This window comes from Photorhabdus sp. HUG-39 (assembly GCF_963878365.1).
In the GTDB taxonomy this organism is placed as follows: Bacteria; Pseudomonadota; Gammaproteobacteria; order Enterobacterales; family Enterobacteriaceae; genus Photorhabdus; species Photorhabdus kayaii.
Genome location: NZ_CAWNWY010000041.1, coordinates 15,240 through 41,881, shown reverse-complemented (window position 1 = coordinate 41,881; position 26,642 = coordinate 15,240). Strand labels below are relative to the sequence as shown.

Annotated in this window: 22 protein-coding genes and 1 other RNA gene; 15 read left to right on the top strand and 8 right to left on the bottom strand. The window is 42.2% G+C overall.

Annotated features, from left to right (window positions below; genetic code table 11):
- Positions 1-770 precede the first annotated feature (770 nt).
- The gene (locus AAC155_RS20720) at positions 771-2,792 is read left to right on the top strand and encodes an oxidoreductase (protein ID WP_113043965.1); all 2,022 of its coding nucleotides are present in this window, start codon (positions 771-773) and stop codon (positions 2,790-2,792) included.
- A 126-nt stretch (positions 2,793-2,918) separates the two neighbouring features.
- On the opposite strand, the gene sstT is transcribed toward AAC155_RS20720, so the two are convergent.
- Complete coding sequence (gene sstT, locus AAC155_RS20715) at positions 2,919-4,166, bottom strand: serine/threonine transporter SstT (protein WP_113043964.1); 1,248 nt, start codon at positions 4,164-4,166, stop codon at positions 2,919-2,921.
- A 290-nt stretch (positions 4,167-4,456) separates the two neighbouring features.
- On the bottom strand, positions 4,457-5,419 hold the full coding sequence (locus AAC155_RS20710; protein WP_113043963.1) for a TerC family protein: 963 nt from the start codon (positions 5,417-5,419) through the stop codon (positions 4,457-4,459).
- 90 nt (positions 5,420-5,509) lie between these two features.
- Between AAC155_RS20710 and AAC155_RS20705 the strand changes: the two genes are divergently transcribed.
- The 8 genes from AAC155_RS20705 to AAC155_RS20670 all read left to right on the top strand — a co-directional run bounded on the left by AAC155_RS20705 (position 5,510) and on the right by AAC155_RS20670 (position 10,472).
- A complete protein-coding gene (locus AAC155_RS20705) occupies positions 5,510-5,716 on the top strand; it encodes a hypothetical protein (RefSeq protein WP_146748133.1) in 207 nt (68 codons plus the stop codon).
- Positions 5,717-5,980: 264 nt separating this feature from the next.
- Positions 5,981-6,652, top strand: a complete 672-nt coding sequence (locus AAC155_RS20700) for a DedA family protein (protein WP_011148125.1) — start codon at positions 5,981-5,983, stop codon at positions 6,650-6,652.
- A gap of 194 nt (positions 6,653-6,846) precedes the next feature.
- Positions 6,847-7,152: a DUF883 family protein gene (locus AAC155_RS20695; RefSeq protein ID WP_011148126.1), complete on the top strand. Its 306-nt coding sequence runs from the start codon at positions 6,847-6,849 to the stop codon at positions 7,150-7,152.
- Position 7,153: 1 nt separating this feature from the next.
- Positions 7,154-7,555, top strand: coding sequence for a phage holin family protein (locus AAC155_RS20690; RefSeq protein ID WP_011148127.1), 402 nt, complete (start codon positions 7,154-7,156; stop codon positions 7,553-7,555).
- Positions 7,548-7,808 (top strand): YqjK-like family protein, encoded by a 261-nt coding sequence (locus AAC155_RS20685; RefSeq protein ID WP_113043961.1) that lies wholly within the window; start codon positions 7,548-7,550, stop codon positions 7,806-7,808. The genes AAC155_RS20690 and AAC155_RS20685 overlap by 8 nt, the downstream gene beginning before the upstream one ends.
- A gap of 212 nt (positions 7,809-8,020) precedes the next feature.
- Entirely contained in the window at positions 8,021-8,416 is a 396-nt protein-coding gene (locus AAC155_RS20680) for a DoxX family protein (RefSeq protein WP_113043960.1), read from the top strand.
- An 848-nt stretch (positions 8,417-9,264) separates the two neighbouring features.
- Positions 9,265-9,603 carry a hypothetical protein gene (locus tag AAC155_RS20675; protein ID WP_113043959.1) on the top strand — a complete coding sequence of 113 codons (339 nt, stop codon included), beginning with the start codon at positions 9,265-9,267 and terminating at the stop codon, positions 9,601-9,603.
- A 98-nt stretch (positions 9,604-9,701) separates the two neighbouring features.
- Entirely contained in the window at positions 9,702-10,472 is a 771-nt protein-coding gene (locus AAC155_RS20670) for a hypothetical protein (protein WP_113043958.1), read from the top strand.
- Between the two features lie 339 nt (positions 10,473-10,811).
- Here the strand turns inward: AAC155_RS20670 and AAC155_RS20665 are convergent, their stop codons facing one another.
- The gene (locus AAC155_RS20665; RefSeq protein WP_112895519.1) at positions 10,812-11,708 is read right to left on the bottom strand and encodes a LysR family transcriptional regulator; all 897 of its coding nucleotides are present in this window, start codon (positions 11,706-11,708) and stop codon (positions 10,812-10,814) included.
- Positions 11,709-11,818: 110 nt separating this feature from the next.
- On the opposite strand from AAC155_RS20665, the gene AAC155_RS20660 reads away from it, so the two are divergent.
- Positions 11,819-12,520: a pirin family protein gene (locus AAC155_RS20660; RefSeq protein ID WP_113043957.1), complete on the top strand. Its 702-nt coding sequence runs from the start codon at positions 11,819-11,821 to the stop codon at positions 12,518-12,520.
- A 43-nt stretch (positions 12,521-12,563) separates the two neighbouring features.
- Here the strand turns inward: AAC155_RS20660 and rnpB are convergent.
- Positions 12,564-12,940: RNase P RNA component class A (rnpB, locus tag AAC155_RS20655), an RNA gene on the bottom strand.
- A 75-nt stretch (positions 12,941-13,015) separates the two neighbouring features.
- Entirely contained in the window at positions 13,016-13,882 is an 867-nt protein-coding gene (gene rsmI, locus AAC155_RS20650; protein WP_113043956.1) for a 16S rRNA (cytidine(1402)-2'-O)-methyltransferase, read from the bottom strand.
- Between the two features lie 63 nt (positions 13,883-13,945).
- On the opposite strand from rsmI, the gene AAC155_RS20645 reads away from it, so the two are divergent.
- From AAC155_RS20645 to dolP, 4 genes are all read left to right on the top strand, one after another.
- Positions 13,946-15,688, top strand: a complete 1,743-nt coding sequence (locus tag AAC155_RS20645) for a penicillin-binding protein activator (RefSeq protein WP_113043968.1) — start codon at positions 13,946-13,948, stop codon at positions 15,686-15,688.
- A 70-nt stretch (positions 15,689-15,758) separates the two neighbouring features.
- Positions 15,759-16,139 (top strand): YraN family protein, encoded by a 381-nt coding sequence (locus AAC155_RS20640; RefSeq protein ID WP_113043967.1) that lies wholly within the window; start codon positions 15,759-15,761, stop codon positions 16,137-16,139.
- A gap of 24 nt (positions 16,140-16,163) precedes the next feature.
- Positions 16,164-16,754 carry a DnaA initiator-associating protein DiaA gene (gene diaA, locus AAC155_RS20635; RefSeq protein ID WP_112878876.1) on the top strand — a complete coding sequence of 197 codons (591 nt, stop codon included), beginning with the start codon at positions 16,164-16,166 and terminating at the stop codon, positions 16,752-16,754.
- A gap of 10 nt (positions 16,755-16,764) precedes the next feature.
- Entirely contained in the window at positions 16,765-17,340 is a 576-nt protein-coding gene (gene dolP / locus AAC155_RS20630; protein ID WP_113043955.1) for a division/outer membrane stress-associated lipid-binding lipoprotein, read from the top strand.
- A 131-nt stretch (positions 17,341-17,471) separates the two neighbouring features.
- Here dolP and mtgA read toward each other — a convergent pair whose 3' ends face one another.
- The 3 genes from mtgA to arcB all read right to left on the bottom strand — a co-directional run bounded on the left by mtgA (position 17,472) and on the right by arcB (position 21,434).
- Positions 17,472-18,197, bottom strand: coding sequence for a monofunctional biosynthetic peptidoglycan transglycosylase (gene mtgA, locus AAC155_RS20625; RefSeq protein ID WP_113043954.1), 726 nt, complete (start codon positions 18,195-18,197; stop codon positions 17,472-17,474).
- A 4-nt stretch (positions 18,198-18,201) separates the two neighbouring features.
- On the bottom strand, positions 18,202-18,855 hold the full coding sequence (gene elbB, locus AAC155_RS20620; protein ID WP_113043953.1) for an isoprenoid biosynthesis glyoxalase ElbB: 654 nt from the start codon (positions 18,853-18,855) through the stop codon (positions 18,202-18,204).
- A gap of 233 nt (positions 18,856-19,088) precedes the next feature.
- Positions 19,089-21,434, bottom strand: a complete 2,346-nt coding sequence (gene arcB / locus AAC155_RS20615; RefSeq protein WP_113043952.1) for an aerobic respiration two-component sensor histidine kinase ArcB — start codon at positions 21,432-21,434, stop codon at positions 19,089-19,091.
- A 750-nt stretch (positions 21,435-22,184) separates the two neighbouring features.
- On the opposite strand from arcB, the gene gltB reads away from it, so the two are divergent.
- A complete protein-coding gene (gltB, locus tag AAC155_RS20610) occupies positions 22,185-26,642 on the top strand; it encodes a glutamate synthase large subunit (RefSeq protein ID WP_113043951.1) in 4,458 nt (1,485 codons plus the stop codon).

Genomic DNA, 26,642 nt, shown 5'->3' with positions numbered 1-26,642 from the left:
ATTCATCGATTTTTCGACGGTGATATTCGGATGCCAGCTTGTCTTTTTTTAAAGCAGAACGAGGCGGTATCATGACAGCGCTACCTTGCAGAGATGTACTGTGCCTACATTTTACTCAATTTTGTGGCTGTGAAAAGTTTTTAGAGGTTCCCTTAAGTTAATATATGGAAAATCAATTCCCTATTAAAGCAAAACCCGCACTTTTAACATCTCAGATGACTCTCACATCATTCAGAAAAAAATACTAAGAGCCTATCTCAATAGGCGTAATTGTTGCAGGCAGTTTGAACACGGACAGCGCGGAAAAACCGGAGCGTACACGTAGTACGTGAGGATTTTGAGCACTGCCCAGGTTCAAAATGGCAAATAAAATAGCCCTATTGAGATAGGCAGTAAAACTGGGTAAATAAATCGCCTGACTGAATTAGCCTATTTTCTCTCTATGTAAGAATACAAAACCATGCTACGGACTATCTGGGAAAGTGAACGACTGAAATCGATTATGGCCCATAGTGTGATCTATTTAACCTTTCTAGAACCAATCAACAAAGAGTACATCAACAACTTTTGCATTCAGATTATTTTCACTAACTCTATGATAGAACCTGATTTCATGACCTTCATCACATTCATTTAACATTTTTTTTCCAATTAACCTTATTCCATCTAAATTTGAACCATTACTCATCCGACCACTTTGCGTTTTGTTCCGTGGTTTAAAACACAATAATAATCTGGTTATGATTGACAAACACCCGATGGAGATTGCAATGAGCCATTATCCTCACCTGTTCGCCCCTCTAGACCTGGGGTTTACCACACTAAAAAACCGCATTTTGATGGGATCAATGCACACTGGGCTAGAGGAACATCCTGATCGCGCCCAGAGGCTTGCCCGCTTTTACGCTGAACGGGCAGCCGGAGGCGTGGCATTGATTGTCACAGGCGGCATTTCGCCAAATAAACAAGGTGTTATAGGGAAAGGCACTGCATTCCTAGTAGATGAAAAAGATCTTATCCACCATAAAGTTATTACAGACGCAGTTCATCAGGCTGGTGGAAAAATTGCAATGCAAATCCTACATACCGGCCGTTATAGCTATCAACCACACCTTGTCGCCCCTACCGCTATTCAAGCACCAATTAATCCATTCATGCCTCGTGAAATGACAGAAGAAGACATTCAGCAAACCATTGCTGACTTCGCTCATTGTGCTCAACTGGCACAGCTAGCAGGTTATGATGGCGTAGAAATCATGGGTTCTGAGGGTTATCTGATTAACCAGTTTCTGACTACCCGTACCAATCGCCGCCAGGATAAATGGGGCGGAAGTTTCGAAAATCGAATGCGTTTTGCTGTGGAAGTTGTTAAAGCAGTCCGTCAAGCAACAGGGAGAGAATTTATTCTAATCTACCGGCTTTCGATGTTGGATTTAGTCGAAGATGGTTCTAATTGGCAGGAAATCGAGCAACTCGCAGTTGCTATTGAGCAAGCGGGAGCATCTATCATCAATACCGGTATCGGCTGGCATGAAGCTCGAATCCCAACGATTGCTACTATGGTTCCCCGCGCCGGATTCAGTTGGGTAACGCAAAAGCTGATGGGGAAAGTTTCTATTCCACTGATCACAACAAACAGAATTAATGATCCCAACATTGCAGAGCAAGTGCTAGCACAGGGTTGTGCCGATATGGTTTCTATGGCACGACCTTTTCTGGCTGATGCTGAATTTGTTATGAAAGCCCAGCAAGGACGAGCCGATGAGATTAACACTTGTATTGGCTGTAATCAGGCATGTCTGGATCAGATTTTTGTCGGTGAAATAGCCTCTTGTTTAGTTAATCCCCGCGCCTGCCACGAAACAGAAATGGCCGCCGAACCGGCTATCACACCGAAAAAACTGGCGGTTGTCGGTGCCGGACCTGCCGGATTGTCATTCGCAGTGACCGCTGCCAGTCGTGGTCATCATGTCACTCTGTTTGAACGTGACGGACAGATTGGCGGACAATTTAATATTGCTAAACAGATCCCCGGTAAAGAAGAATTTCATGAAACACTGCGTTATTTTCAGCGTCAGTTAGCAATCCATCATGTTGATGTACGGTTGAACCAGACTGCCACAACAGAAACACTCTCTGATTTCGATGAAGTGATTATCGCCAGCGGCATTGTACCTCGCCAACTCACGATCGATGGTATCCATCACGAAAAGGTATTGAGCTACTTAGATGTATTAAGAGATAAGAAAAATGTCGGTCAACGTGTCGCTATCATTGGCGCAGGTGGCATCGGTTTTGATACCGCAGAATATCTGAGTCAACCAGGAAAAAGTACTAGCCTTGATAGCGCCGCTTTCAGTGAAGAATGGGGTATCGACCATAATTTGACACATCGTGGTGGTTTATCCCCTCAAGGCCCCAAGCCAGAATCTTCTCCCCGGACAATTTATTTATTACAACGTAAACCGACAAAAGTTGGTGAAGGATTAGGTAAAACAACAGGTTGGGTACACAGAACCAATCTACACCTGCGTGGTGTGAAAATGCTCAACAATATGCAATATTTGAAAATAGATGATCAAGGATTACATATTAGCAGCAATGGGGAACAGCGCTGTCTTGCCGTAGATAATATCGTTATTTGTGCCGGACAAGAGCCACTGAGAGAATTATATCAGCCGTTACAGCAAGCGGGAAAAACAGTGCATCTTATTGGTGGGGCAGATGTTGCAACGGAATTGGATGCCCGACGGGCTATCGATCAAGGTACTCGGTTGGGCCTTAAAATTTGATGATAAATAATGACGGTCATAGACAGGCCGTAAAAACAGAGTAAATTCTCAAACCGCGCCTTCCTGGCGCGGATATTTTACTCTTTCTTACCTAATCTTTTTTTTAAACCGGAATACTTTAATCAATTAATTACGTTGAGTTAGCTGATCCGACGCCAGACGGTCATCCTCAGCCTGACAAACAGCGGCAGTGAACAATACATCGGTAGAAGAGTTCAGGCTGGTTTCCGCGGAATCCTGTAATACACCAATAATCAAACCGACTGCCACAACCTGCATAGCCATCTCATTGGAAATCCCAAACATGCTACACGCTAAGGGGATCAACAATAACGATCCCCCGGCCACACCCGAAGCACCACAGGCACAAATTGCAGCAACCACACTCAGTAGAAATGCTGTAGGCAAATCAACCGATATACCTAGCGTATTGACCGCAGCCAGAGTCAATACCGTAATAGTCACCGCAGCGCCTTCCATATTGATAGTTGCGCCTAATGGAATAGAAACTGAATAAGTATCTTCATGCAGATTCATACGGCGGCACATCGCCATATTCACTGGAATATTTGCAGCCGAACTGCGAGTGAAAAATGCAGTTACACCGCTTTCACGCAGGCAAGCAAATACCAGCGGGTAAGGATTACGACGAATTTTCCAGTAAACAATCAATGGATTTACAATGAGTGCCATAACCAACATACAACCCAGTAATACAACCAGCAGTTGGACATATCCCAGTAAGGCACCAAATCCTGTTTCTGCAATGGTTGCAGACACCAGACCAAAAATACCAATCGGTGCAAGACGAATGACCACCCGAACAACCTGAGTAACCGCCTCAGACATGTCATGAATTAGAGACTTAGTTGAATCCGTCGCATGGCGCAGGGCGATACCCAAACCAATAGCCCAGGCAAGGATACCGATATAGTTACCGTTCAGTAACGCGTTTACTGGATTAGCGACAACATTAACCAGTAACCCTTTAATCACCTCCATAATGTTTTCAGGCGGAGACATCTGAGCATCATTGACAGCTAGCACCAGTTGTAACGGGAACATAAAGCTACCGACTACGGCAACCAGAGCAGCAAAAAATGTACCCAAGATATAGAGGATAAGGATTGGACGAATATTGGTTTTTTGGCCTTTTTTATGGTTAGCAATAGAAGACATAACCAGAATCCATACCAATACCGGGGCTACTGCTTTCAAGGCGCCAACAAACAACGTCCCAAGTAAACTGACTGATTTGGCAACCGAAGGCGTCAACCACGCTAACAGTATCCCTGCAATTAAACCTACCAAAATTTGTTTAACCAGGCTCCCTTGTACAAGGTAATGCACGAAGCCACGTTTTTGTTTTTCCATAGCTGATCCATTTTATTAACAGTTCTGTTAAGCCTATATTTTTTGTGTTTGTTTCCTCAGTATAGGGAAACCAAGAGTAGTGAAAAGCTACGATAGTTAAAATATACAACCTCGCCAGCACTTATTAACAATACATTCACATTTGTGTGATCAAAACGGCAATTTACACATTTACAAAACACAATTATTTGTTTTTATGTTTAACCATTTCACAGCAATTTAAGACAATAAGAAACCATATCTCCCCATTCAAGAAAGATATGGTTATCTGTTAAAAAATAGTTATCTAATTACTGTATCTCTTTAGTTTTGTATTTATTTACCCAAACATTAATAATCATTGTTATTGTCAAAATACTTGCTACAGTTCCCAGAGAAATCCCCATAGGAATATGATAAAAATCCATTATTAGCATTTTAATACCGATAAATACCAGAATGACTGATAAACCATATTTCAGCATTGTAAATTTCTCTGCCACCCCTGCCAGCAGAAAATACATCGCACGTAATCCTAAGATAGCGAAAAGATTAGAGGTCAAAACAATAAAAGGATCTGTAGTCACAGCAAAAATAGCAGGAATACTGTCTACCGCAAAAATAACGTCACTAATTTCAACTAAAATCAGAACCAGGATTAGTGGAGTCGCATATAACAACTCCTTTTCTTTCACAAAGAAACGTTCTCCGTGAAGATTATCAGTGATGCGAATATGCGCTTTTAGCCAACGAACAAAAGGTTTATCGCCTATCGGGGGATCATCCTCTTTCGCCAACGCCATCTTAACGCCGGTAACCAGCAAAAAGAGGCCAAACAGATAGAGTATCCAACTGAATTGAGAAACCAACCAGCTCCCTGCAAAGATCATCACGGTACGCAACACAATTGCGCCTAAGACACCGTAAATGAGCACCCGACGTTGCAAATTTGCCGGAATAGCAAAATAGCTAAATAACATCAGCCAAACAAACACATTATCAACAGCAAGTGCTTTCTCAAGTAAATACCCGGTAAGGAAAGCCATTGTCTGACTATTGGCAACCGCTTCCCCTGCGGTTTCTCTGCAATACCACCATAATCCTAATGCAAATAAGAGCGATAAACTTATCCAGATCACACTCCAGACAGCAGCTTGACGAAATGACATTGCCTGCTCTTTCTTACGCCCCTGTAAGGATAGATCCAGCAACAACATAATCGTAATTAAGACAGCAAAACTTCCCCATAAAAGAGGGCTACCCACAGAGTTCATTTTCTTTACTCTCACAAACAAAAACGGCTGAAGTCTCAGAAGACGCCAGCCGCTGCTATATTTCTTCCCCACATCGTGGAGATGGATGTATTGCAAGCAACCCTCGCCTTCTGGCAAGGTCTCACTTACAACACAGAAAATGCACCATCAGGTATAAGTTCAGGGTTGCCCGGCTACCGGATGCTGTTGCACCGTAATGACGATAAACCGGCAAGGAAGTTACTCCCCTTTGCTGTGGTGAAAAATAAATCAAATTCAGACAAGAATCAATCTACCACTGAAAAAATAAAAAAATGACAATAAAAACAGTGGGAACAAACGCAATTCATCCAACCTCATAGACCCATTTCTTATCCTATTTTAATGAACGTTCAATTGATCACCAAAATTTTCTGTTTAGTCACCCCTGATTTTGTTACAGTGGCGCAGGCTGCGTCATTTGCTTTTTTCAACGGTGAAAAGGCATAAAAACCAACCAAATAACGTAAAATAGGATGTAATTTAATCGGTTTAGCCTCATGCTTTCAGGATGAACGAACAAAGGCATTTTAGGAACACCTGATGGAAATAGTAAAAGAACTTATATATGCACTTTGGTACCAGGATTATGAAACTCTGGCCAACCCATCCCTATTATGGGCCATTTACATCATGCTATTCTTGATTCTCTTCCTTGAAAATGGCCTCCTTCCTGCTGCATTTTTACCAGGAGACAGCCTGCTTATACTAGTTGGCGTATTGATTGCCAAAGGTGCAATGAGTTTCCCTCTAACGATTGTAGTATTAACTGCCGGAGCAAGCTTAGGTTGTTGGATTGGTTATCTTCAAGGAAAATGGTTAGGAAATACCAAGACAGTACAAGGCTGGCTCTCTCACCTTCCAGCTTATTATCACCAAAGAGCTTACAATCTTTTTCACCGCCACGGCCTATCAGCTTTACTTCTTGGCCGCTTCCTCGCATTTGTCAGAACCCTCTTACCAACACTTGCAGGACTGACAGGTCTACAAAACAGTCGTTTCCAGTTTTTTAACTGGCTCAGTGGCTTCCTGTGGGTCATTATCCTTACCTCTTTGGGTTATGCATTTGGTAAGACCCCCATTTTCCGTCAATATGAAGACTTGGTAATGAATTTCCTGATATTACTGCCACTTGCTTTACTTATTATTGGTTTTAGCGGCAGTTTGCTCGTTGTATGGCGTAAAAAAACTTGCCAATCCCCTCAAAAAAAGTAATTAATTCCAATAAAATCTAATATCCCTCCCTGCTGCAGATAAAAGTATCGTTTGCAGCAGAATAGTGAAATAACGCTAATGTTTTTTATTCACCTTCCAAAATATAAGCTATATTTAGTGATAGTCTTTTCCTGCATCAGGAAAAGCAACTAACTAAGTCAAATACACACACCTTACATTGAGGAGTAATCTACATGTCAAAGATCAAAACTAATGAAGATCTACACGTTGAACTAAAATCACTCGCAGATACACTGGAAGAAGTGATCAAAAGCTCTGGTGATAAATCCAAAGTCGAGCTGGAAGAACTTCGCGGCAAAGTAGAGGAAGTCATCAAAGATACTCGTTCTAAACTCAGCAATGCCAGTGATATGGTTGTTAAGAAAACAAAAGATATGGCGGGCCGTGCTGATGTCTACGTTCACGATAAACCTTGGGTAAGCATCGGTATTGGTACTGTTGTCGGTGCCGTATTAGGTGTAGTGTTAGCTAAACGCTAATATGATCAACTCATCCAAATCTCAAGGCCCCGGTAAAGGGGTCCTTGACATTCTCCAACGTATTGCCTCTGTTGTTATCGAGATAATAGAAACTCGTTTACAACTCATCGTTGTAGAGTTGGAAAAAGAAAAAGCCACTTTGATACAGCTGGTAGTCATAGCCAGCCTGACATTACTGCTCACCGCTTTCGGCCTCATGTGTTTACTTGTTATGATTTTTTGGGCTATCGATCCCAGCTGGCGTTTTACCGTATTAGCAAGTACTACTGGCACGCTACTCGTTCTGGCGCTTATTGGCCTTATATGGACCATCAGGAAAGCGCGAAATTCAACATTACTTAGTGCAACACGCGAGCAATTAAAGATAGATAGAGAAATGTTGGAGGATCACAGTAATGAGTAAACAACGTCAGAAAAAAAAGCTAAAAAAACAGCAACTACTCAGAAATATCCAGCTACAGCGACTTGAACTTTCCAACAATACACAGCTCTGGAAGAGCTTTACTGAACCTTATGACAAAAGCTGGCAAAAGCTTTTGTCATTAAAACCCTATCTGCGACCCGCAATCCACGCTATCTCTTTATATAGCCTGCGTCATCCTATGAAATTTTATCGTTTGTCGCGCTACATCATTCGAATATTGAAATGGAAATAATTCTTCATAATATATCTCATTGATGATAACTTTAGTTACCTACATTCAAAAACTTTGTATAAAATTGTTAATAATCCTTGCTTACAACTAAGCTCACCTACCTTTAGGATACATTCCATCCGTTAATGATTAGCAAATCGTGCTATTTCGAGTTAGTACAAGTTAATCATCAAAAAAACTATTATTATTTCTCTGCGTTTTAGGAGTTGTTAATGAAAAAATTTGAAGATAGTGCCCTGCTACTGGCTCGCATTTTGATGCCGATTCTGTTTATCGTTGCAGGTTATGGAAAATTAGGTGATTCCTACGCGGGTACTCAACAATATATGAATGCTATGGGCGTCCCTGGCTTTCTATTACCACTGACAATCTTACTTGAATTAGGTGGTGGCCTGGCAGTTCTGTTTGGTTTGTTAACCCGTACCACCGCGTTATTTACCTTTGGTTTCTGTGTCCTGACTGCCGTGCTCTTCCACAGCAATTTTGCTGAAGGGATGAACCAGACTATGTTTCTTAAGAACCTGACTATCGGAGGAGGTTATCTGTTACTGTCTATCACAGGTCCAGGTAAATTCAGTATTGATCGTCTGATGAAGAGAAACTGGTAATATCCTGCTGTGACTGTTATGAATCTGAAAAATAATAGTTTTCAGGTAAAAGGCGAAACGATCAAAATCCCACTCTCGCTCAAGGATTTTATCAGCCAAATATCCAATATTCAGTCTAAAGGTAAATAGCAAGCTGAAAGATCTCGAAGATCTTTCGGCTCACTTTAATCAATAGGACAAACTTCTATTGAATCACAATGACTCTGGTAAAATAGTTATTTTATCAAAATAAATAACCATCTCCCTTCTCGGCAGGAAATAATTAAATTATTTCATAATAAATCATTGCTATTATAATATCGAATTATTATTTATATAGAGATTTAAATTAAAATTCACACATTTTTATTATTCAATTTCACGATTAATATATTTTCTTCGCATAATTATCACTCATTATATTCCAGACAATAAAATAATAAAAAATTAACATTATCACATTAAATTAAAATCCTTTTCAATAATAGCTATACTTATTATATTACCACCACTTTTCCACAAAATAATATTAAGACAATCGGCTTTTAAAAAAACCAGTTGTTTTTTAAATTGCAGTTTGAAATTTAAAAACCCTATAACCATTAAATAAAACAAAATAAAAAGACGTGTTTAAAGAGATAAATCAAGAATATTATCAATTGACACAAAAACTGAAAAAAAACAACTTGACACATAACTATATACATTAGAAAATCATTTAATCAATAGGAGACCCACTAAAAATATTGATAGTCACTCAGACTAATAGTTAGTATTTAAATTTAAATAATTATGTTTTAATTTCAACAAAATACCTGTACCAGATAATTCACAGAATCCTTCATACAATAAACGAATAGGGAAGACAAATGAAATATAGCTCAATTGCTTATACCATTATTTGTTTAATGCCTTTTTATGCTACCGGAGCAGGAAAATTAAAGGATGTTTGCGACGGTAAATTAATTGCTAATACATCTATAAGCAGTATAAATATTACAAGCAACCAAAATGGAAATGGACCTGCCATGAATGTATTAGTAGAAGGGAAATGGTATGACACATATCTAACCCCCGGTATTACAGAGGGTAACGGTGTTTATGGGCTCTATGATATGAGTCATAATGCTTATCTCAATGCATTAGAAGTTAACATTTGCGTAAGACTTGGCAATTTAAGAGGCATTGAATTAATTTATAGACCATAAAATTCTAAGCTAGAAAAATAGAGCTCAAATTAATCAATGTACCTATAATGCATTGTTAAATCAACATTTAATTCCCATAAAATAATAACGGAGAGTTTATGACTATCTATGGTAAAAAAATAAATGTGAGATTAAGAAAAGACACACCAGACCAACTATCCACAAGTGACTTAAAGGCACAATTAACTGCTCTTGGATTAACATGTGATCTTACGGATGAAAGTTTACTCTCAGAATATATTGAGGATGTAAGAAAACAACTAATTACAGGAAGTACACAGTCATTTGCAATTGGGGAGTATATTGCTGACAATTTCGTACATACATCCAAAGCTAACTGGTCACCAGAGGATGATGCCCTCGGATACAAAACAAAACTAATTTATATTGGTGTACCGGAACATTTTAAATGGCTAGGGGAAAATTGCAGTACATTTACGGGAAATGAGGATGATCCTCCAGCATCAATCAATAAATATGATAACGTAGAGGCAGTGAAAAATGCTTTTATCCAAATTGCCAGGGGATCTTCTGAGACTCTAGTAGAACCTCTGGACAAAACAGATATGGAATCTGCGCTAACAAATCTCCTAAGCTCAATTAACGATGACAATATCAAAGACTATGATTCCGGGTGGAGAATAAAATTCCTCTTACTAATAGATAATTTCGATAAAAAAAAATACACAAGCGATGGAATTGGGGTATTAGGAATACGTTGGAGACTACAAATAAAAGATTATAAACAAAAGAACAAAGACAGTGTTAAACATAACACAACAATTAACCTAAGTAGCTGGTCTGTCACATACGATAATACCGATGATCTTCTCAAACAATATCATATGGCAAAAAATCATTTTGGCTAAAAATAATAAATGGAGACGGATTCGGCTAATAAGTACAATTTTTCAGAAAGTCAGGCAGTTGCTATAGCAGCATCTTTCTTGCCAAAGAAAAATGCACTATGGCCTGTCCTATTTGTTGCCATCCCCCAAAATTTTGGTTCAGAAAAAATTTACACCTACTAATGATGCCAGCTCTGCTCAAAAAGATCAGCACAGCCAACCAGACAGTCTGCTGTACTAGCTGGCGCCATTTACGAATGTCACATTCGTTGTGCCACAATTTCATATTTTGTTAAACAATCATCGAATCATGTTTTTTTACATCCTAACTCCTAATTTGATTGTTCACATCGCTTCTACTTACCGACTAACAAATAATTTAGGGATTTCCCGCAAACACCAAGACTTAGCTTCCCCCATGCTGTCTCGTCGCCATGCCATAATGACATTTGTGTCATGGCTGTATTCAGAACTAATCACCCGCAAACGACCCTCTGCAATATCTTGTTCCACCATAGGATAAGGCATGGTAGCAACGCCCAGCCCAGCTAAGAGAGCACGGCGTTTATCTTCCAGAGAACTGACCGTCAAACGCTGCTGCTTATCTAACAATTGAACCGTCAATACCGGGCGCTCCCTCGCTGTATCTGCTACAGCAATACCACGGTACTTCACCCTCGTGACATCGGACAGAGGCTCCGGCTCTTGATGTATAGGATGATCAGGGCTAGCGACATAGACATTGGTAATGCTGTAAAGCTGACGTGAATTAATTTCTGCCGATGCACGAAAATGCATATCTGGTGCAATAACAATATCCGCCCGACCAGTTTCCAACCTCTCCCATGCACCCGCCAAAACCTCAGTCAATAAAGAGAGCTGAGTATTCGATTTTTGAGCAAGCTTACCTACTAACGGGAATAATGAAGAAGCCGGAACCAATGCTTCACAAACAATTGTCAGGTGAGTTTCCCAACCTCGCGCTAATGCTTCTGCATCAGCCGTTAATTTATCAGCAGCTTCAAGCAATTGACGTCCACGCTCAAGCAACATACGGCCAACATTGGTGAATTTAGTTCTGTGACCCGAACGGTCAAACAGCACTACATCCAACTCCTCTTCTAATTTTTGCATCGTATAGCTAAGTGCAGAAGGAACACGACCAAGCTCATCAGCGGCCGCAGCAAAACTTCCCCGCCGATCAATCGCATCCATGACCCGGAGAGATTCCAGTGTAAGCGCTCGTTCTTTGCTCATATTTTTCTCAATCAGGAAATTTGAATATGCTGACCAGATTAACTGGCTAACATTTCGCCGTCCAGATAATTACTATTCTTAGTGTGTGTTTTTTTAAGGTAACCACCATCATGATTATAAATAGAACAGCAAAACAATGTGGGAAAGCTGACTATGGTTGGCTACAGGCTCGTTATACATTTTCATTTGGTCACTATTTTGATCCAAAGTTTTTAGGTTATGGTGCGCTACGTGTACTCAATCAGGAAGTCATCGCCCCCAAAGCCGCTTTCCAACCTAGATCCTATCCACATGTGGATATATTGAATATTATTCTACAAGGTGAAGCAGAATACCGTGACAGCGAAGGCAACTACATCAAAGCCGGTAAAGGAGAATGTTTACTATTTTCTACCCGTCAAGGCATCAGCTACAGTGAACATAATGCCAGTATTAATAAGCCACTAACACGCTTACAGCTTTGGCTGAATGCCTTTCCTCAGCAGGAAAGCTTACCATTGCAACGAATGGAATTACCGGAACAGCCATTGGCTATGCTAGCTTCTCCAACCGCGGAAGATGGCAGTATGCAATTACGTCAGCAAGTGTGGGTAAATCATATTTTCCTTAATAAAAATCAATCTCATCATCTGCAATTAAAGGGAAAAAATGCCTATCTGCAATCCCTAAACGGAAATATAAAAATAAGAGGCAATTCTAAGGATAGCAATTTAATTAAATGCGGAGATGGCGCTTTTATTCATGAAGAAAGTCGTCTGGTTTTAAAAGCAGATACGGAATTCCAGGGGCTGTTAATTGATCTGGCTGCTTAAAAAAGTGAAAGCCCCGTCAGATTTCAATCTAACGGGGCTAAATTTGTGAAGTTGACCGATAAGCCGGGTTCTGTCGTGGACAGTCATTCATCTAGGCCAGCACTTACGCACTGGCTCAAGCAGCCTACCCGGGTTCGATACGGGCCGTACCTAATGAACCCCTATTTGGCCTTGCTCCGGGTGGAGTTTACCGTGCCACGAACTGTCACCAGCCGCGCGGTGCGCTCTTACCGCACCCTTTCACCCTTACCTGATCCTACATTAAGTAAGCCATCGGCGGTTTGCTCTCTGTTGCACTGGTCGTGGGCTTTCACCCCCCAGACGTTATCTGGCACCCTGCCCTGTGGAGCCCGGACTTTCCTCTCCTCCATCTATCATCCAAAGGATTAATGATAAAGCAGCGACTGTCTAGTCAACTCCGCGGCGGATTATAAAAGGTTTGTCCAACGATGTATAGGCATTTACCGACTATCTGCCCTAATTCAGCAATTGCTATTATTCTTCATTCTGACCCAACCCATGGCGATAAAGTGCATTTTTCTTCACACCATGAATCTCTGCTGCCAATGCCGCTGCTTTTTTCAATGGCAGCTCTTGTTGAAGAAGCGCCAGCGTTCTTAATGCCTCTGGAGGCAAAACATCGTCATCCGGTTTTTTATAGCCTTCAACGATCAATACCATTTCACCACGACGACGGGTTTCATCTTCCTTCACCCATGCCAAAAGTTCACCCACTGGCATCCCTTGAATGGATTCCCAAGTTTTTGTTAATTCCCTTGCCAAAACGATGTAACGTTCAGTTCCCCACACCTCAACCATATCTTCTAAACTTTCGATCAGACGATGAGTGGATTCATAAAAAATTAATGAGCGTGGTTCCTGTTGCAAAGCCCGTAAAGTATCTGTCCGACTTTTACGCTTTGCGGGCAGAAATCCTTCGTAACAAAAACGATCTGATGGCAGACCAGCAGCAGACAAGGCGGTTATCGCCGCACAAGGCCCTGGAAGTGGGACAACATGAATACCAGCTTCACGGCAACGGCGAACCACATGATAACCAGGATCATTAATCAGGGGCGTTCCTGCATCAGAGACTAATGCAATACTTTTCCCTTGTTGGAGTTTTGTAATTAATTGATCTGCTTTCTGCTGTTCATTATGATCATGAAGTGCGAACATGCGTGCATTAATGGCAAAATGTTGAAGCAACAAGCCAGTATGTCGCGTATCTTCGGCTGCAATCAGATCGACATGCTCAAGAACTTCAAGCGCACGCTGAGTGATATCACCCAAGTTTCCAATGGGGGTTGGTACAACATATAGCGTGGATGTCGTAACCACTGCTCGATTAGGTTGATTCATTGTTTCATCCGAATGGCCGATTTAAAATTGAGCATCTTTGAAAAAAACATCGCTGGATACAGTATGCTTTCCTCAATTTTTGTGCGTATCAAAACTGGTTTAGTCTGTTCAGCTATGCTGGCAGTCATGATCATCGCAGGATGTACCGTACCTGATCAACAGGGGCAACAACCTTTGCAAACTCAGGACAAAATCAGTGCAGAAATCGCCCGTTATCAATCCATCATTGATGCCGCCCATGGCGAACCTTCTCTTGATGTTATCCGTGCTTATATCGCTCAGGAACCACTTGTGAAAGAGAGTGCGGCTCGTCAAAAAAATATTGATGATACCTGGCAAATGCTGACCCGTCTTTCACCACAAGAGCGCCGTGGATTGGTCATCAACGCTGATGAAAATGTTCTGCAAGGCTGGCTGGACTTACTCAGTGCCTATCAGGATAACAAACAGGACTCCGACAAACTACAGGCAGCTATCCGTGACTGGAAAATTCGTTATCCACAAAACCCTGCCGCACAGTCACTCCCAGTTCAATTACAACAGACAGCCATCCAACAGCAAAATACGAATATCCGTATTGCTCTGTTCCTGCCATTAAGTGGTCAAGCAAAAGTATTCGGTGAAGCCATTCGCCAAGGTTTTCTTGATGCTCAGGCCGGTTTACCCAGTCCATCATTGCCAACAGAAAACCCGGAAAATTTATCTATAGCAGACAACGATAGCGCGTCAGATAGCGTGGTTTCTACCGATATGTCCCCTAGTGAAGGGGCGATCATAGACTCAACAATACCAACCACTCAAACAACACCTGTCATAGCCAATGCACCGGTTAACACACAACAGGTCAAAATCTATGACACAGCCAGCCAGCCATTGGAAAACTTATTCATTCAGGCTAAGCAGGATGGTGTGAATTTAGTTGTCGGGCCGTTACTTAAGCCAGATGTGGTTAAACTCGTTCAGATAAATACTGCATTAAACATGCTAGTACTAAACGAGTTAGACAATGCTCAACCACACTCTAATATCTGCTATTTTTCTTTGTCACCAGAAGATGAAGCGAAAAATGCTGCGGAACATATTTGGCAGCAACAGAAACAGAATCCTCTGATTTTGGTCCCCAGAGGGACTTTTGGTGATCGCATTGCCAAAGCCTTTGCACAGGAATGGCAAAAACAAGGGGGACATGCTGTTCTGCAACAAACTTTTAGCTCTTCCGCCGAACTGAAACAATTAATTAATAGAGGTACCGGTATTCGCTTGACCGGAACAGCCGTCAATGTCACAAGCAATCAACCTACATCAATCGCTATTGGTGATCTGGAAATCCCCCAGATAAACACCGATGTCGTTCCTACTTCTACTGGCGGCTCAGTGGATGCCGTTTATATTGTTTCTACCCTGGATGAACTGACGCTAATTAAGACAATGATTGATATGGCAATCAGCTCCCGCGATAAGCCCGCCCTTTACGCAAGTTCCCGCAGTAATCAGGCGGGCGTTGGTCCCGATTTCCGCCTGGAGATGGAGGGAATGCAATTCAGTGACATTCCCTTAATCGCCGGTGCTAACTTGTCACTGATGCAGCAAGCAGCCAGTAAATTTACACATGATTACTCTTTGATGCGCCTTTATGCTATGGGTATTGATGCCTGGTCATTAGCAAATCAATTCAGTCAAGTTCAGCTTCAAAGTGATTTCCAACTCAATGGTGCTTCCGGGGTGCTGTCTGTTCAAGAAAACTGCACCATTTTCCGACAACTCTCATGGATGCAATATCATCAAGGCCAAATCACGGCTATTTAGTTACTTGCCGCTTGCTACCAAGCGGCCTTTCAATTCAAATGACTCATTTCAGAATGAAATAAAAAGCAGGATAAAAATGAAGAAGCTGACAAGTTATCTGCTGGGACGCAACTATGAAGCGCAGGCAAAGTTGTTTTTACAAAAACAAGGATTATCTTTTATCGCCGCAAATGTGAAAGTTCACGGTGGTGAAATTGACCTGATTATGAAAGACAAGCAAACTTGGGTCTTTATTGAAGTCCGTTTTCGCAAATCAGGACAATATGGAGATGCATTGGTGACAATCACCCGTAGCAAGCGTAAAAAATTATTACACACTGCCGCAGTATGGCTGTTTCAACGAGGTGAATGTTTTGAAACCTCTTCTTGTCGCTTTGATATTTGTGCTATTACTGGTCAACAATTTGAATGGTTGCAAAATGCCTTCAATCAAAATGAGTTTACTCGTTAAAATGATACTGAGTAGGTTATAAACGTGCTGGATAGAATTAAAGTCTGTTTTACAGAAAGTATTCAAACTCAGATTGCAGCCGCAGAAGCATTACCTGATGCTATCTCGCGAGCGGCAATGATGATGGTTCAGTCATTACTGAATGGTAACAAAATCCTTTGCTGTGGTAATGGAGGCTCAGCAGCGACTGCCCAACGGTTTGCTGCCAATATGATTAACCGGTTTGAAACTGAGCGCCCAAGCCTGCCCGCATTGTCACTTAATGCAGACAATGTGGTCATCACTGCGATTTCAAGCAATAAACAGCATGATGAAATTTATGCTAAACAAGTACGGGCATTAGGTCAGCCAGGCGATGTGTTATTAGCGATTTCTACACATGGTAATAGCCGTGATATTGTCAAAGCCGTTGAAGCCGCCGTAACCCGCGATATGACAATTGTCGCCCTTACTGGCTATGATGGTGGTGAGCTTGCCGGCTTACTCGGTCCACAAGACGTAGAGATTCGTATTCCATCTCATCGCAGTACCAGAATTCAAGAAGTTCATATGCTAACAGTTAACTGCTTATGTGACTTAATCGATAATACACTCTTTCCCCATCAGGATGACTAAGGAGCCAATAATGCGATTTTTCTCCCTATTAGCTACGATTTGTGCTGCTGTAATGTTACAAGGATGTATTGGGGCAGTCGTGGTCAGTTCTGCTGCCGTAGCGACTAAAACCGCAACCGATCCCCGCACTATTGGTCAACAGGTTGACGATAGTACTCTCGAAGCCCGTGTCAGTAATGCGCTTAACAAAGATAAGCAGCTCAAAGAGCAAACCCGTATTATTACCACTGCCTATCAAGGAAAAGTTTTACTGACAGGTCAAACCCCAGACTCAAGCCTTTCAGACCGTGCTAAACAGATAGCATCGCGTGTTGATGGAGCACACACCGTTTACAATGAAATTCGTCAGGGGAAACCTGTTGAATTAGGTACTGCTTCTAAGGATACCTGGGTTACAACTAAAGTACGCTCAAAAATCCTGGCTAGTGACTCGGTTAAGTCTTCTAACATAAAAGTCGTTACGGAAAACGGCGAAGTCTTTTTACTGGGCATTCTGACCAAACAAGAGGGTAACGCCGCAGCGAAAATTGCCAGCGAAACTAACGGTGTTAAGCGGGTAACAACCGCATTTACTTATTTGAATTAAATATATTGATTGAAAGTGATGACACGATAAATCTGTCAAACATTCAGGTATCAGGCCGCGTCATTTTTTGGCGCTGGCGTTTTACCCTTTTCATCATCCCACGTCAAACTGAATAACCTCTCATTCTTCCTTCAATCATTTTTCATTAACCCATTTTTCTCAAGATAACTCACCCCACCCAACAACCGCATTTGCCGCAAAATCCATTGCTGACGCTGTAAGACATAAGCCGAAGGTGAGTTAACTTTATAGCGGTGTGGATTAGGCAATACAGCAGCAAGTAAAGCGGCTTCTGATGCCGTCAATTTACTGGCTGATTTATGAAAATAGCGTTTAGATGCCTCTTCAACACCAAAAATGCCATCGCCAAATTCTGCTACGTTAAGGTAAACAGTCAGAATTCTACTTTTTGACCATCCCAGTTCAATAGCAAAGGTCATCCCGGCTTCCAACCCTTTTCTTACCCAGCTACGTCCGTCCCACAAAAATAAATTTTTGGCCGTTTGCTGAGAAATCGTTGAAGCCCCCCTGAGCCTTCCAGAATTATTCTTATTACGCTCAAGTACACTTTCGATAGCATCAAAGTCAAATCCCCAATGCTGTGGGAATTTTTGATCTTCCGCAGCAATAACAGCCAATGCGATATTTGGCGATATTTGTCCTTGCCCTACCCAACTAGAACAAGATACATAATAAAAATTAACTGATAACCAAGCGCTAATCTGGCGCTCAACCATAACCATAGAAAACGGCACTGGCAAAAATGAAAATGCAACAACAGAAACTATCCATAAGATAATAACTGAGATTACGATTTTTTTAAGCCAGTACCATAAAAATTGAAAAGGATTTCGCATCCAGTTACTCAGTCATTTCCAATACTTTTCTGACAAGTTTATCAATTCCCTCTTCTGCCTGAGAAATAGATTCAGCAAGCATGTAGGCTGGTGTCGTCACAATTTTATTTTCTAAATCAACAACAACATCATTTACCTTGCAAATGATATGGACTCCTCCCATAGCCTCTACTTGAGCAACCGTTTCAGGATCATTGCCGACAGTTAGTTTCACCGGTTTATTAAGTAATTTTGGCAACATAACAGGCGCAATACACATAAATCCCATTGGTTTATGTTGCTTATGCATAGCCCTCACAAAACTTAATAATTCCTTATTTATTTCGCAATCAACTGTCTTAACGGCAAAGTCACATAAATTCTTTGCAACACCAAATCCCCCAGGAATTATCAGGGCATCAAATTCATCGGCATTTGCTTGTGATAAAGGCTTAATTTTTCCCCTTGAAATACGAGCAGATTCCTGTAGGACGTTACGTTCTTCGCCAGTTTCTCCACCGTTAATATGATTAATAACATGAAGTTGTCGTTCGTCAGGCGCAAAAAAGCTCGTTTTAACACCTAAACGGTCTAAAGAAAGCAGAGTTAATACTGACTCATGAATTTCGCTACCATCGAATACACCACATCCACTTAAGACAACCGCAACTGATTTCATACCTCACTCCATTTGTAGTAGATTATTGCTTAACCCTTTAGGGGGTTAAACACCAATCTTCATCACAGATTTTAATGAATCTTGTAACAAAAAATCTTATCTTTGCTATGTTGGTACTTGTATGATGTACGGAGAATTCCTCATTTACTCGCCGCAACCAAATATTAGATAGGCGTGTAAACAGTTTTCCCTGGTGTTGGCGCAGTATTCGCGCACCCCAACCTCGGTTGGGGTTATTTTTTTTCAGCGTCCGTCAACCATTCTCCCAAAATTTCCGTATCGTTTCTCCATTCTTGCTTTAACTCATCAACCCATTCCTGAACATTATCCCACCATGCAGGTAAATCAGGTGATTGAATCTGCTGGGCCAGTTGCTGTAAATGACGCAATCCAACCGATCCCGCAGCACCTTTTATCTTATGCGCTTCCTCCGTAATGCCTTTCTGGTCTTTAGCTGTCATGTTTGAGTCCAGAACAGATAAGTAACCCGGCATCATCTTTTCAAACACACTCAGACTATTGCGAATCAATTGCGGCCCAACGAGCTCGATGTATTGGTTAAGCATTTCTGTATCAAGTAAATCTTCACCTTTTTTCATCAATCCTGACTCCTCTTCTTCCGGCTGCATATGATGCACAGACTGTTCCCCCCAATATTGTTCAATAATGGCGGTTAACGCATTCACAGAAAGCGGCTTACTCAACACACCATTCATACCTGCATCCAGATACTCTTTTTTGTCTTTTAAGACATTTGCTGTCAGTGCAATCAGCGGTGGCAGATCCTTTTTGGCATATCGCTGACTTAATTCCCGGGAGATATCTAACCCGGTCATATCGGGTAGCTGAATATCAAGCAGTACCAAATCGAACTCTCCTGGCTTAAACACGTCTAGCGCATCTTTACCATTCATAGCGACTTCCACGCTGTTACCCAATTTCTCCAATACAGAGCGAGCAACAATCACATTCAGCTCAATATCTTCCACCAATAAGATATGCAACGCTGGAAGTGGATAATCATCTGTATCTTCTTTGCATAAAAGATTCTCCTCCATAGCCGGTGCAATGATAGACAGTGTAAATCGAGAACCTTGTCCCGGCTCACTTTCCACCACAATATCCCCTCCCATACTTTGAGCCAAACGTTTGGATACCGCCAATCCAATACCGGTTCCCGTTGCTGGACAACCACCATGACTGCCTCTCACTTGATAATACATCGCAAAAATCTTCTCCAGCTCATCATGTGGGATACCAATCCCCGTATCTGTGACTTCAAACAGCAAACGTTCTTCCTCTTCGTACCAGATTCGAACAGTAATCTCACCTTTTTGCGTAAATTTCACCGCATTGCCAATCAAGTTCCACAGAATTTGGCGCAAGCGAGTACCATCTGTCATGATTCTGGCAGGCAGTGGCAGTTCTGGGTTCATGACAAATTTAATATCTTTCGGTTGCACCAGCAGCCCAGAGAGGTTTTCCAGATCGGACATAAAACCGGTAAAATCAATTGGCTGATTATCAATTTGCACTTTACGCCGTTCAATTTTATCCATTTCAATAATGTCATTGAAAATATTACCCAGCGTGATGGCACTGACATGAATCGTTTTCAGATAGTCATTTTGCTCAGATGTCAACTCAGTATCGAGCAGAATACGGCTCAAACCAACAATGCCATTTAAAGGCGTACGAAGCTCATGGCTAATCGTTGAGATAAAAGTGGTCTTATCCCTACTTGCATTCTCCAAAGCGTCCTGATAACGCTTACGTTCCGTTATATCGCGCCCAAATCCCATAAGCCCATGTCTTTTTCCTACCCGATCATAAAAAGGGACTTTCCGAAGCTCAAAACAGGCTTTTCGACCATCGGGATAAACTAGCCATTGCTCATAAGTGAGTGCAACATTATGACGGAACACTTTTTCATCGGTTTTCATTACCTTGCGAGCAACCTCTTTGTCATAAACATCGTTTGGTGTCAGCCCGACAAGTTGTTTCTGGCTTTTACCCGTCAGCAATTCCATCGCCCGGTTACAACCAGAAAATTCATTATTTTCATTACGGTAATAGACCAAATCAGGAGAAGCATCGAGAAAAGATTTCAACAATACAGATTGTTGTTCCAACTCAATCTGCGTCTGCTCACGGTGTTTCATCTCTTCTTTGAGTTTATCCAACAATATCAGATGCGCCTGCTCAGCTTTTTCTCTTTCCGAGATCTCCTGATTAAGCTTAATAATGTTGTCTTTTAATTGCTGATTAAGTTCCCGATCACGCTGACGCATAACTTCCAACTTTTCAACTAATTTAGATAATCGCTGACGGGACTCTTCAAGCTGTTCAACAACAACCGAAAGAAAATAGACAGCCCAAGGTGTAATCAACAAACCAAAAAAGATTGAGCGAACTAAATCAATACTTTGCACTCCTCCCTGAAGCAGAAAAGTGACTACCATCTGTACACACATAGCAAGAACGACCAGTGCAGATGCAAGCAGTAATGAGAAGCGCACTAACCCCAATTTCATCATTAAATCAACATAATATTGGGCCAGGCCCCTGAGCAGCTTCATTTCATAAAAACTCCCGTTAAATATGACCATTCCGGATCATACCGTAAAAAACCGGCCACTTCGTTGAAGGAATAACAGAAATTGTTGACCTGGTAAAACAATAGTATTATTTAATAGTTTTAATGATGACTTCCCAAACATTATTCTGGCTTTTTACTCCTGCCGGTCTTTTCGCACAATCCAAGCATGAATAAATAATCAAATACATTGATAAAATAAGCATAAAATTCTTTTTTACTCTGTTAATACCCCAAAAAGATAAAACTTTATTCTTATAAATAAACAAAAATATAAATTAATTCCGTAAAGTTAACATTAGTCAGATTTTAAATCTAATAAATAAAAGTTTAACAGCATATACAAAACAAATATTACACGAATATTAGTGATATAAATCACATTAAAATCCTAACATGATCTATATCACACAACACTAATGTTAATTTTTCCACTTATAAATCATAGCATTAACTTTACTTGTCACCTGTCCTTATCTTATCCCGGTGATATTTGACCTGATTTATATTTCTAGTTAACTTGGAAAGTCGTCACTGGAAATCATCTGTCAGATTCTCATCTGAACCATAATTATGCAGTGACACAATATCATTTAAGTCACCACCTGTTTATCACAAATAAACAAGTGGTGGTTGATTGAGGGCGCAATTCAGACGCCAGTAAAAAATATTAATCTCACAAATGTCTGTGAGTTTCTGTGAGAGTCGGACAGAACCTCGGGAGGTTCACACTATGCTATATAACAAATCTCAAGAAAAGGATAACTGTGGCTTTGGACTGATAGCCCATATTGAAGGGGAGCCAAGCCACAAAGTAGTACGTACCGCTATCCATGCCTTGGCCAGAATGCAACATCGTGGGGCAATCCTGGCAGATGGCAAAACCGGTGACGGTTGTGGTTTATTGTTGCAAAAACCTGACCGCTTTTTTCGGATGGTCGCACAGGAGCAAGAGTGGCATTTAGCCCGCAATTACGCCGTCGGTATGCTATTTCTCAGCCAAGATCCTCAGATTGCACAAAACTGCCGGGCAATCATCGAACAAGAGCTACAAAATGAAACCCTGTCAGTCGTTGGCTGGCGTGCAGTCCCCATCAACAGTGATATTCTGGGCGAAATAGCCCTTTCAAGCCTCCCTCATATTGAACAGATTTTTGTTAATGCTCCGGCTGGCTGGCGTGCACGTGATTTAGAACGCCGCTTGTTCGTTGCTCGCCGACGAATAGAAAAACGCATCAATGACAGCGACTTTTATGTTTGCAGTTTGTCTAATCTAGTGACTATCTATAAAGGGCTGTGCATGGCGGCAGATTTGCCCCGTTTCTATCCCGATCTGGCTGATTTACGTTTGGAATCGGCAATTTGCCTATTCCATCAACGCTTTTCAACCAATACCGTCCCGCGCTGGCCATTGGCACAACCTTTCCGCTATCTTGCCCATAACGGTGAAATAAACACCATCACCGGTAACCGCCAGTGGGCACGAGCAAGATCCTATAAATTCAAGACACCGCTTATTCCCGATCTGCACACTGCCGCCCCTTTTGTCAATGAAACAGGGTCAGATTCCAGCTCGCTGGATAATATGCTGGAACTGTTTCTCAACGGCGGAATGGATTTAATCCGTGCTATGCGATTGCTGGTTCCTCCCGCATGGCAAAACAATCCTGATATGGATGAAGATCTGCGGGCTTTTTTTGATTTCAACTCTATGCACATGGAACCGTGGGATGGCCCCGCGGGTATCGTTATGTCAGATGGACGCTACGCTGCCTGTAATCTGGATCGTAATGGCTTGCGCCCAGCCCGTTATGTTATCACCAAAGATAAGTTGATCACCTGTGCTTCCGAAGTCGGTATCTGGGATTATCAACCAGATGAAGTGGTGGAAAAAGGGCGAGTTGGTCCCGGTGAACTTATCGTGATTGATACCCGCCAAGGCCGCATCCTGCATGCAGAAGAAACAGACAATGACTTGAAAAGCCGCCATCCCTATAAAGAATGGATGGATAAAAACGTCAAGCGTCTGACCCCATTCGAAGAATTACTGGAAGATCAAACTGGTCATCGGGATCTGAACGATCAATCCTTAGCGGTCTATCACAAACAATTTGCCTACAGCAACGAAGAGCTAGATCAAATCATCCGAGTCCTGGGAGAGAATGGTCAGGAAGCAACCGGTTCAATGGGAGATGATACGCCGTTTGCCGTCCTTTCCAGCCGCCCACGGATTATTTATGACTATTTCCGCCAGCAATTTGCTCAAGTCACTAATCCGCCAATCGACCCACTACGCGAAGCACATGTTATGTCTCTCACCACCTGCATCGGGCGGGAGATGAACGTATTTTGTGAAGCAGAGGGACAGGCACACCGATTAAGTTTTAAATCTCCTATTCTGCTCTACTCTGACTTTCACCAATTAATAACGCAGCAAAGTCCACACTATCGCGCAGAACAATTAGACTTAACTTTCAATCCACAAGAAACCAATCTGCAAAATGCCCTGTTTGCATTGTGTGATCAGGCTGAACAACTCGCCAGAGATGGTGCGGTATTGTTGGTATTATCTGACCGCAACATTACGTCGGAGAAGTTACCTATACCAGCGCCTATGGCCGTTGGCGCTATTCAACACCGTTTGGTAGAAAAAAGCCTACGCTGTGATACCAACTTGATAGTAGAAACAGCGAGTGCCCGTGATCCACACCATTTCACTGTACTACTGGGATTTGGTGCAACAGCGATTTATCCCTACCTGGCTTATGAATCCCTCGCCAAAATGGTCGATAATGGCACAATTAATAAACCTTATGCTGATGTCATGCTTAACTACCGCAATGGTATTAATAAAGGGTTATATAAAATCATGTCGAAAATGGGCATCTCGACTATCGCCTCCTATCGCTGCTCTAAACTATTTGAAGCTGTCGGCTTACATTCCGAATTAACTGAATTCTGCTTCAATGGCGTCGTCAGCCGAATTGGCGGTGCTAATTTCAGCGATTTCGAGCAGGATCTGCAAAACTTATCTAAACGTACATGGCTTGCTCGTCAACCACTCGATCAGGGCGGATTGCTGAAATATGTTCATAACGGCGAATATCACGCTTATAACCCAGATGTGATAAGCACTTTACAGTCTGCGGTTCATAGTGGCGAATATCACGATTACTTGAAATATTCTCGTTTGGTTAATCAGCGTCCAATTACCACAATCCGTGATTTGCTGGCGATAAAAACAAAAGGTGAACCTCTACCTATTGAAGAAGTAGAACCTGCCGAAGAGCTGTTTAAACGCTTTGATACCGCAGCGATGTCGATTGGAGCATTAAGCCCGGAAGCACACGAAGCTCTGGCTGAAGCTATGAATACGTTAGGTGGTTTTTCCAACTCCGGCGAAGGTGGAGAAGATCCCGCACGTTATGGAACAAAAAAGGTTTCCCGTATCAAACAAGTTGCTTCCGGTCGGTTTGGTGTGACACCGGCTTATCTGGTCAACGCTGATGTGATTCAGATTAAAGTCGCACAAGGCGCTAAACCCGGAGAAGGTGGGCAATTACCGGGTGATAAGGTAACACCGTACATTGCAAAACTACGTTATTCCGTCCCCGGCGTAACACTTATTTCTCCACCACCACATCACGATATTTACTCTATTGAAGATTTAGCTCAGTTGATTTTCGATCTAAAACAGATCAACCCCAATGCGCTGATCTCAGTAAAACTGGTTTCAGAACCCGGTGTTGGTACTGTTGCCACTGGCGTTGCCAAAGCTTATGCCGATTTAATTACTATCGCAGGCTATGACGGCGGTACCGGTGCCAGTCCATTGTCATCGGTGAAATATGCAGGATGCCCGTGGGAATTGGGGCTGGTGGAAACCCAACAAGCGCTAGTTGCTAACGGATTACGTCATAAGATCCGCTTACAAGTTGACGGCGGGTTGAAAACAGGCGTAGATATTATTAAAGCGGCCATTCTTGGCGCTGAAAGTTTCGGTTTCGGTACTGGGCCAATGGTTGCCCTTGGATGCAAATATCTGCGTATTTGCCATCTTAATAATTGTGCAACCGGGGTTGCCACTCAGGATGAGAAATTACGTCGCGACCACTACCACGGATTACCTGAACGGGTAATGAATTATTTCCGCTTTATCGCCCGTGAAACCAGAGAAATCATGGCTACATTGGGTGTCAAAAATCTAACTGATTTAATAGGCCGAACTGACCTGTTGGAAGTACTGGAAGGTATTTCAGCAAAACAGAGCAAACTCAATCTTGATCCGCTCTTGGCAACCGCAGAACCCCATCAGGGCAAAGCCTTATATTGCACTGAAAACAATCCACCATTCGATAATGGGGTCCTGAATAAGAATTTACTGGCTCAAGCCGCTAGCTATATTGAAAACCAACAAAGTAAAACTTTCTATTTCGATATCCGTAATACGGATCGTTCAGTGGGCGCTTCCCTTTCCGGTTTTATCGCTGCTCGATATGGTAATCAGGGGATCGCCGCAACGCCCATAAAAATTCATTTCAATGGTACTGCCGGTCAAAGTTTTGGCGTCTGGAATGCCGGCGGTCTGGAGCTGACGCTTATCGGTGATGCCAATGATTATGTCGGCAAAGGTATGGCTGGCGGCCGCATTGTCATACACCCTCCTGTAGGTTCTGCCTTCAAAAGCCATCAGGCAACCCTCATTGGCAACACATGTCTCTACGGTGCAACCGGAGGCAAGCTGTTTGCAGCCGGGCGAGCAGGAGAACGCTTCGCCGTTCGTAATTCAGGTGCTATCACGGTTGTGGAAGGTATCGGAGATAACGGCTGTGAATATATGACAGGAGGTATCGTCTGTATTCTCGGACGCACTGGAATAAATTTTGGTGCAGGAATGACCGGCGGCTTTGCTTATGTCCTGGATGAAAATGATGATTTCCGCAAACGGGTTAACCCAGAGTTGGTTGAAGTACTGGCAGTAGATGCCTTAGCTATCCACGAAGAGCACTTGAGAGGGCTTATCACTGAACACGTCCACCTGACAGGCTCCCAGCGCGGTGAAGATATTCTTGCTAACTGGCAACAGTGGCTGAGCAAATTTGCGCTTGTGAAGCCAAAATCCAGTGATGTGAAAGCCCTATTGGGACATCGCAGTCGTTCTTCCGCAGAGTTGCGAATTCAAGCGCAATAA

What these genes read in the sequence shown, in the direction of transcription:
- AAC155_RS20695 (WP_011148126.1), top strand. Translation starts at nt 6,847, where the DNA reads ATGTCAAAGATCAAAACTAATGAAGATCTACACGTTGAACTAAAATCA.
- arcB (WP_113043952.1), bottom strand. Translation starts at nt 21,434, where the DNA reads ATGAAGCTGCTCAGGGGCCTGGCCCAATATTATGTTGATTTAATGATG.
- AAC155_RS20690 (WP_011148127.1), top strand. Translation starts at nt 7,154, where the DNA reads ATGATCAACTCATCCAAATCTCAAGGCCCCGGTAAAGGGGTCCTTGAC.
- elbB (WP_113043953.1), bottom strand. Translation starts at nt 18,855, where the DNA reads ATGAAATCAGTTGCGGTTGTCTTAAGTGGATGTGGTGTATTCGATGGT.
- AAC155_RS20645 (WP_113043968.1), top strand. Translation starts at nt 13,946, where the DNA reads ATGCTTTCCTCAATTTTTGTGCGTATCAAAACTGGTTTAGTCTGTTCA.
- AAC155_RS20665 (WP_112895519.1), bottom strand. Translation starts at nt 11,708, where the DNA reads ATGAGCAAAGAACGAGCGCTTACACTGGAATCTCTCCGGGTCATGGAT.
- rsmI (WP_113043956.1), bottom strand. Translation starts at nt 13,882, where the DNA reads ATGAATCAACCTAATCGAGCAGTGGTTACGACATCCACGCTATATGTT.
- AAC155_RS20670 (WP_113043958.1), top strand. Translation starts at nt 9,702, where the DNA reads ATGACTATCTATGGTAAAAAAATAAATGTGAGATTAAGAAAAGACACA.
- AAC155_RS20685 (WP_113043961.1), top strand. Translation starts at nt 7,548, where the DNA reads ATGAGTAAACAACGTCAGAAAAAAAAGCTAAAAAAACAGCAACTACTC.
- AAC155_RS20660 (WP_113043957.1), top strand. Translation starts at nt 11,819, where the DNA reads ATGATTATAAATAGAACAGCAAAACAATGTGGGAAAGCTGACTATGGT.
- AAC155_RS20700 (WP_011148125.1), top strand. Translation starts at nt 5,981, where the DNA reads ATGGAAATAGTAAAAGAACTTATATATGCACTTTGGTACCAGGATTAT.
- mtgA (WP_113043954.1), bottom strand. Translation starts at nt 18,197, where the DNA reads ATGCGAAATCCTTTTCAATTTTTATGGTACTGGCTTAAAAAAATCGTA.
- AAC155_RS20720 (WP_113043965.1), top strand. Translation starts at nt 771, where the DNA reads ATGAGCCATTATCCTCACCTGTTCGCCCCTCTAGACCTGGGGTTTACC.
- AAC155_RS20675 (WP_113043959.1), top strand. Translation starts at nt 9,265, where the DNA reads ATGAAATATAGCTCAATTGCTTATACCATTATTTGTTTAATGCCTTTT.
- gltB (WP_113043951.1), top strand. Translation starts at nt 22,185, where the DNA reads ATGCTATATAACAAATCTCAAGAAAAGGATAACTGTGGCTTTGGACTG.
- AAC155_RS20710 (WP_113043963.1), bottom strand. Translation starts at nt 5,419, where the DNA reads ATGAACTCTGTGGGTAGCCCTCTTTTATGGGGAAGTTTTGCTGTCTTA.
- AAC155_RS20680 (WP_113043960.1), top strand. Translation starts at nt 8,021, where the DNA reads ATGAAAAAATTTGAAGATAGTGCCCTGCTACTGGCTCGCATTTTGATG.
- dolP (WP_113043955.1), top strand. Translation starts at nt 16,765, where the DNA reads ATGCGATTTTTCTCCCTATTAGCTACGATTTGTGCTGCTGTAATGTTA.
- sstT (WP_113043964.1), bottom strand. Translation starts at nt 4,166, where the DNA reads ATGGAAAAACAAAAACGTGGCTTCGTGCATTACCTTGTACAAGGGAGC.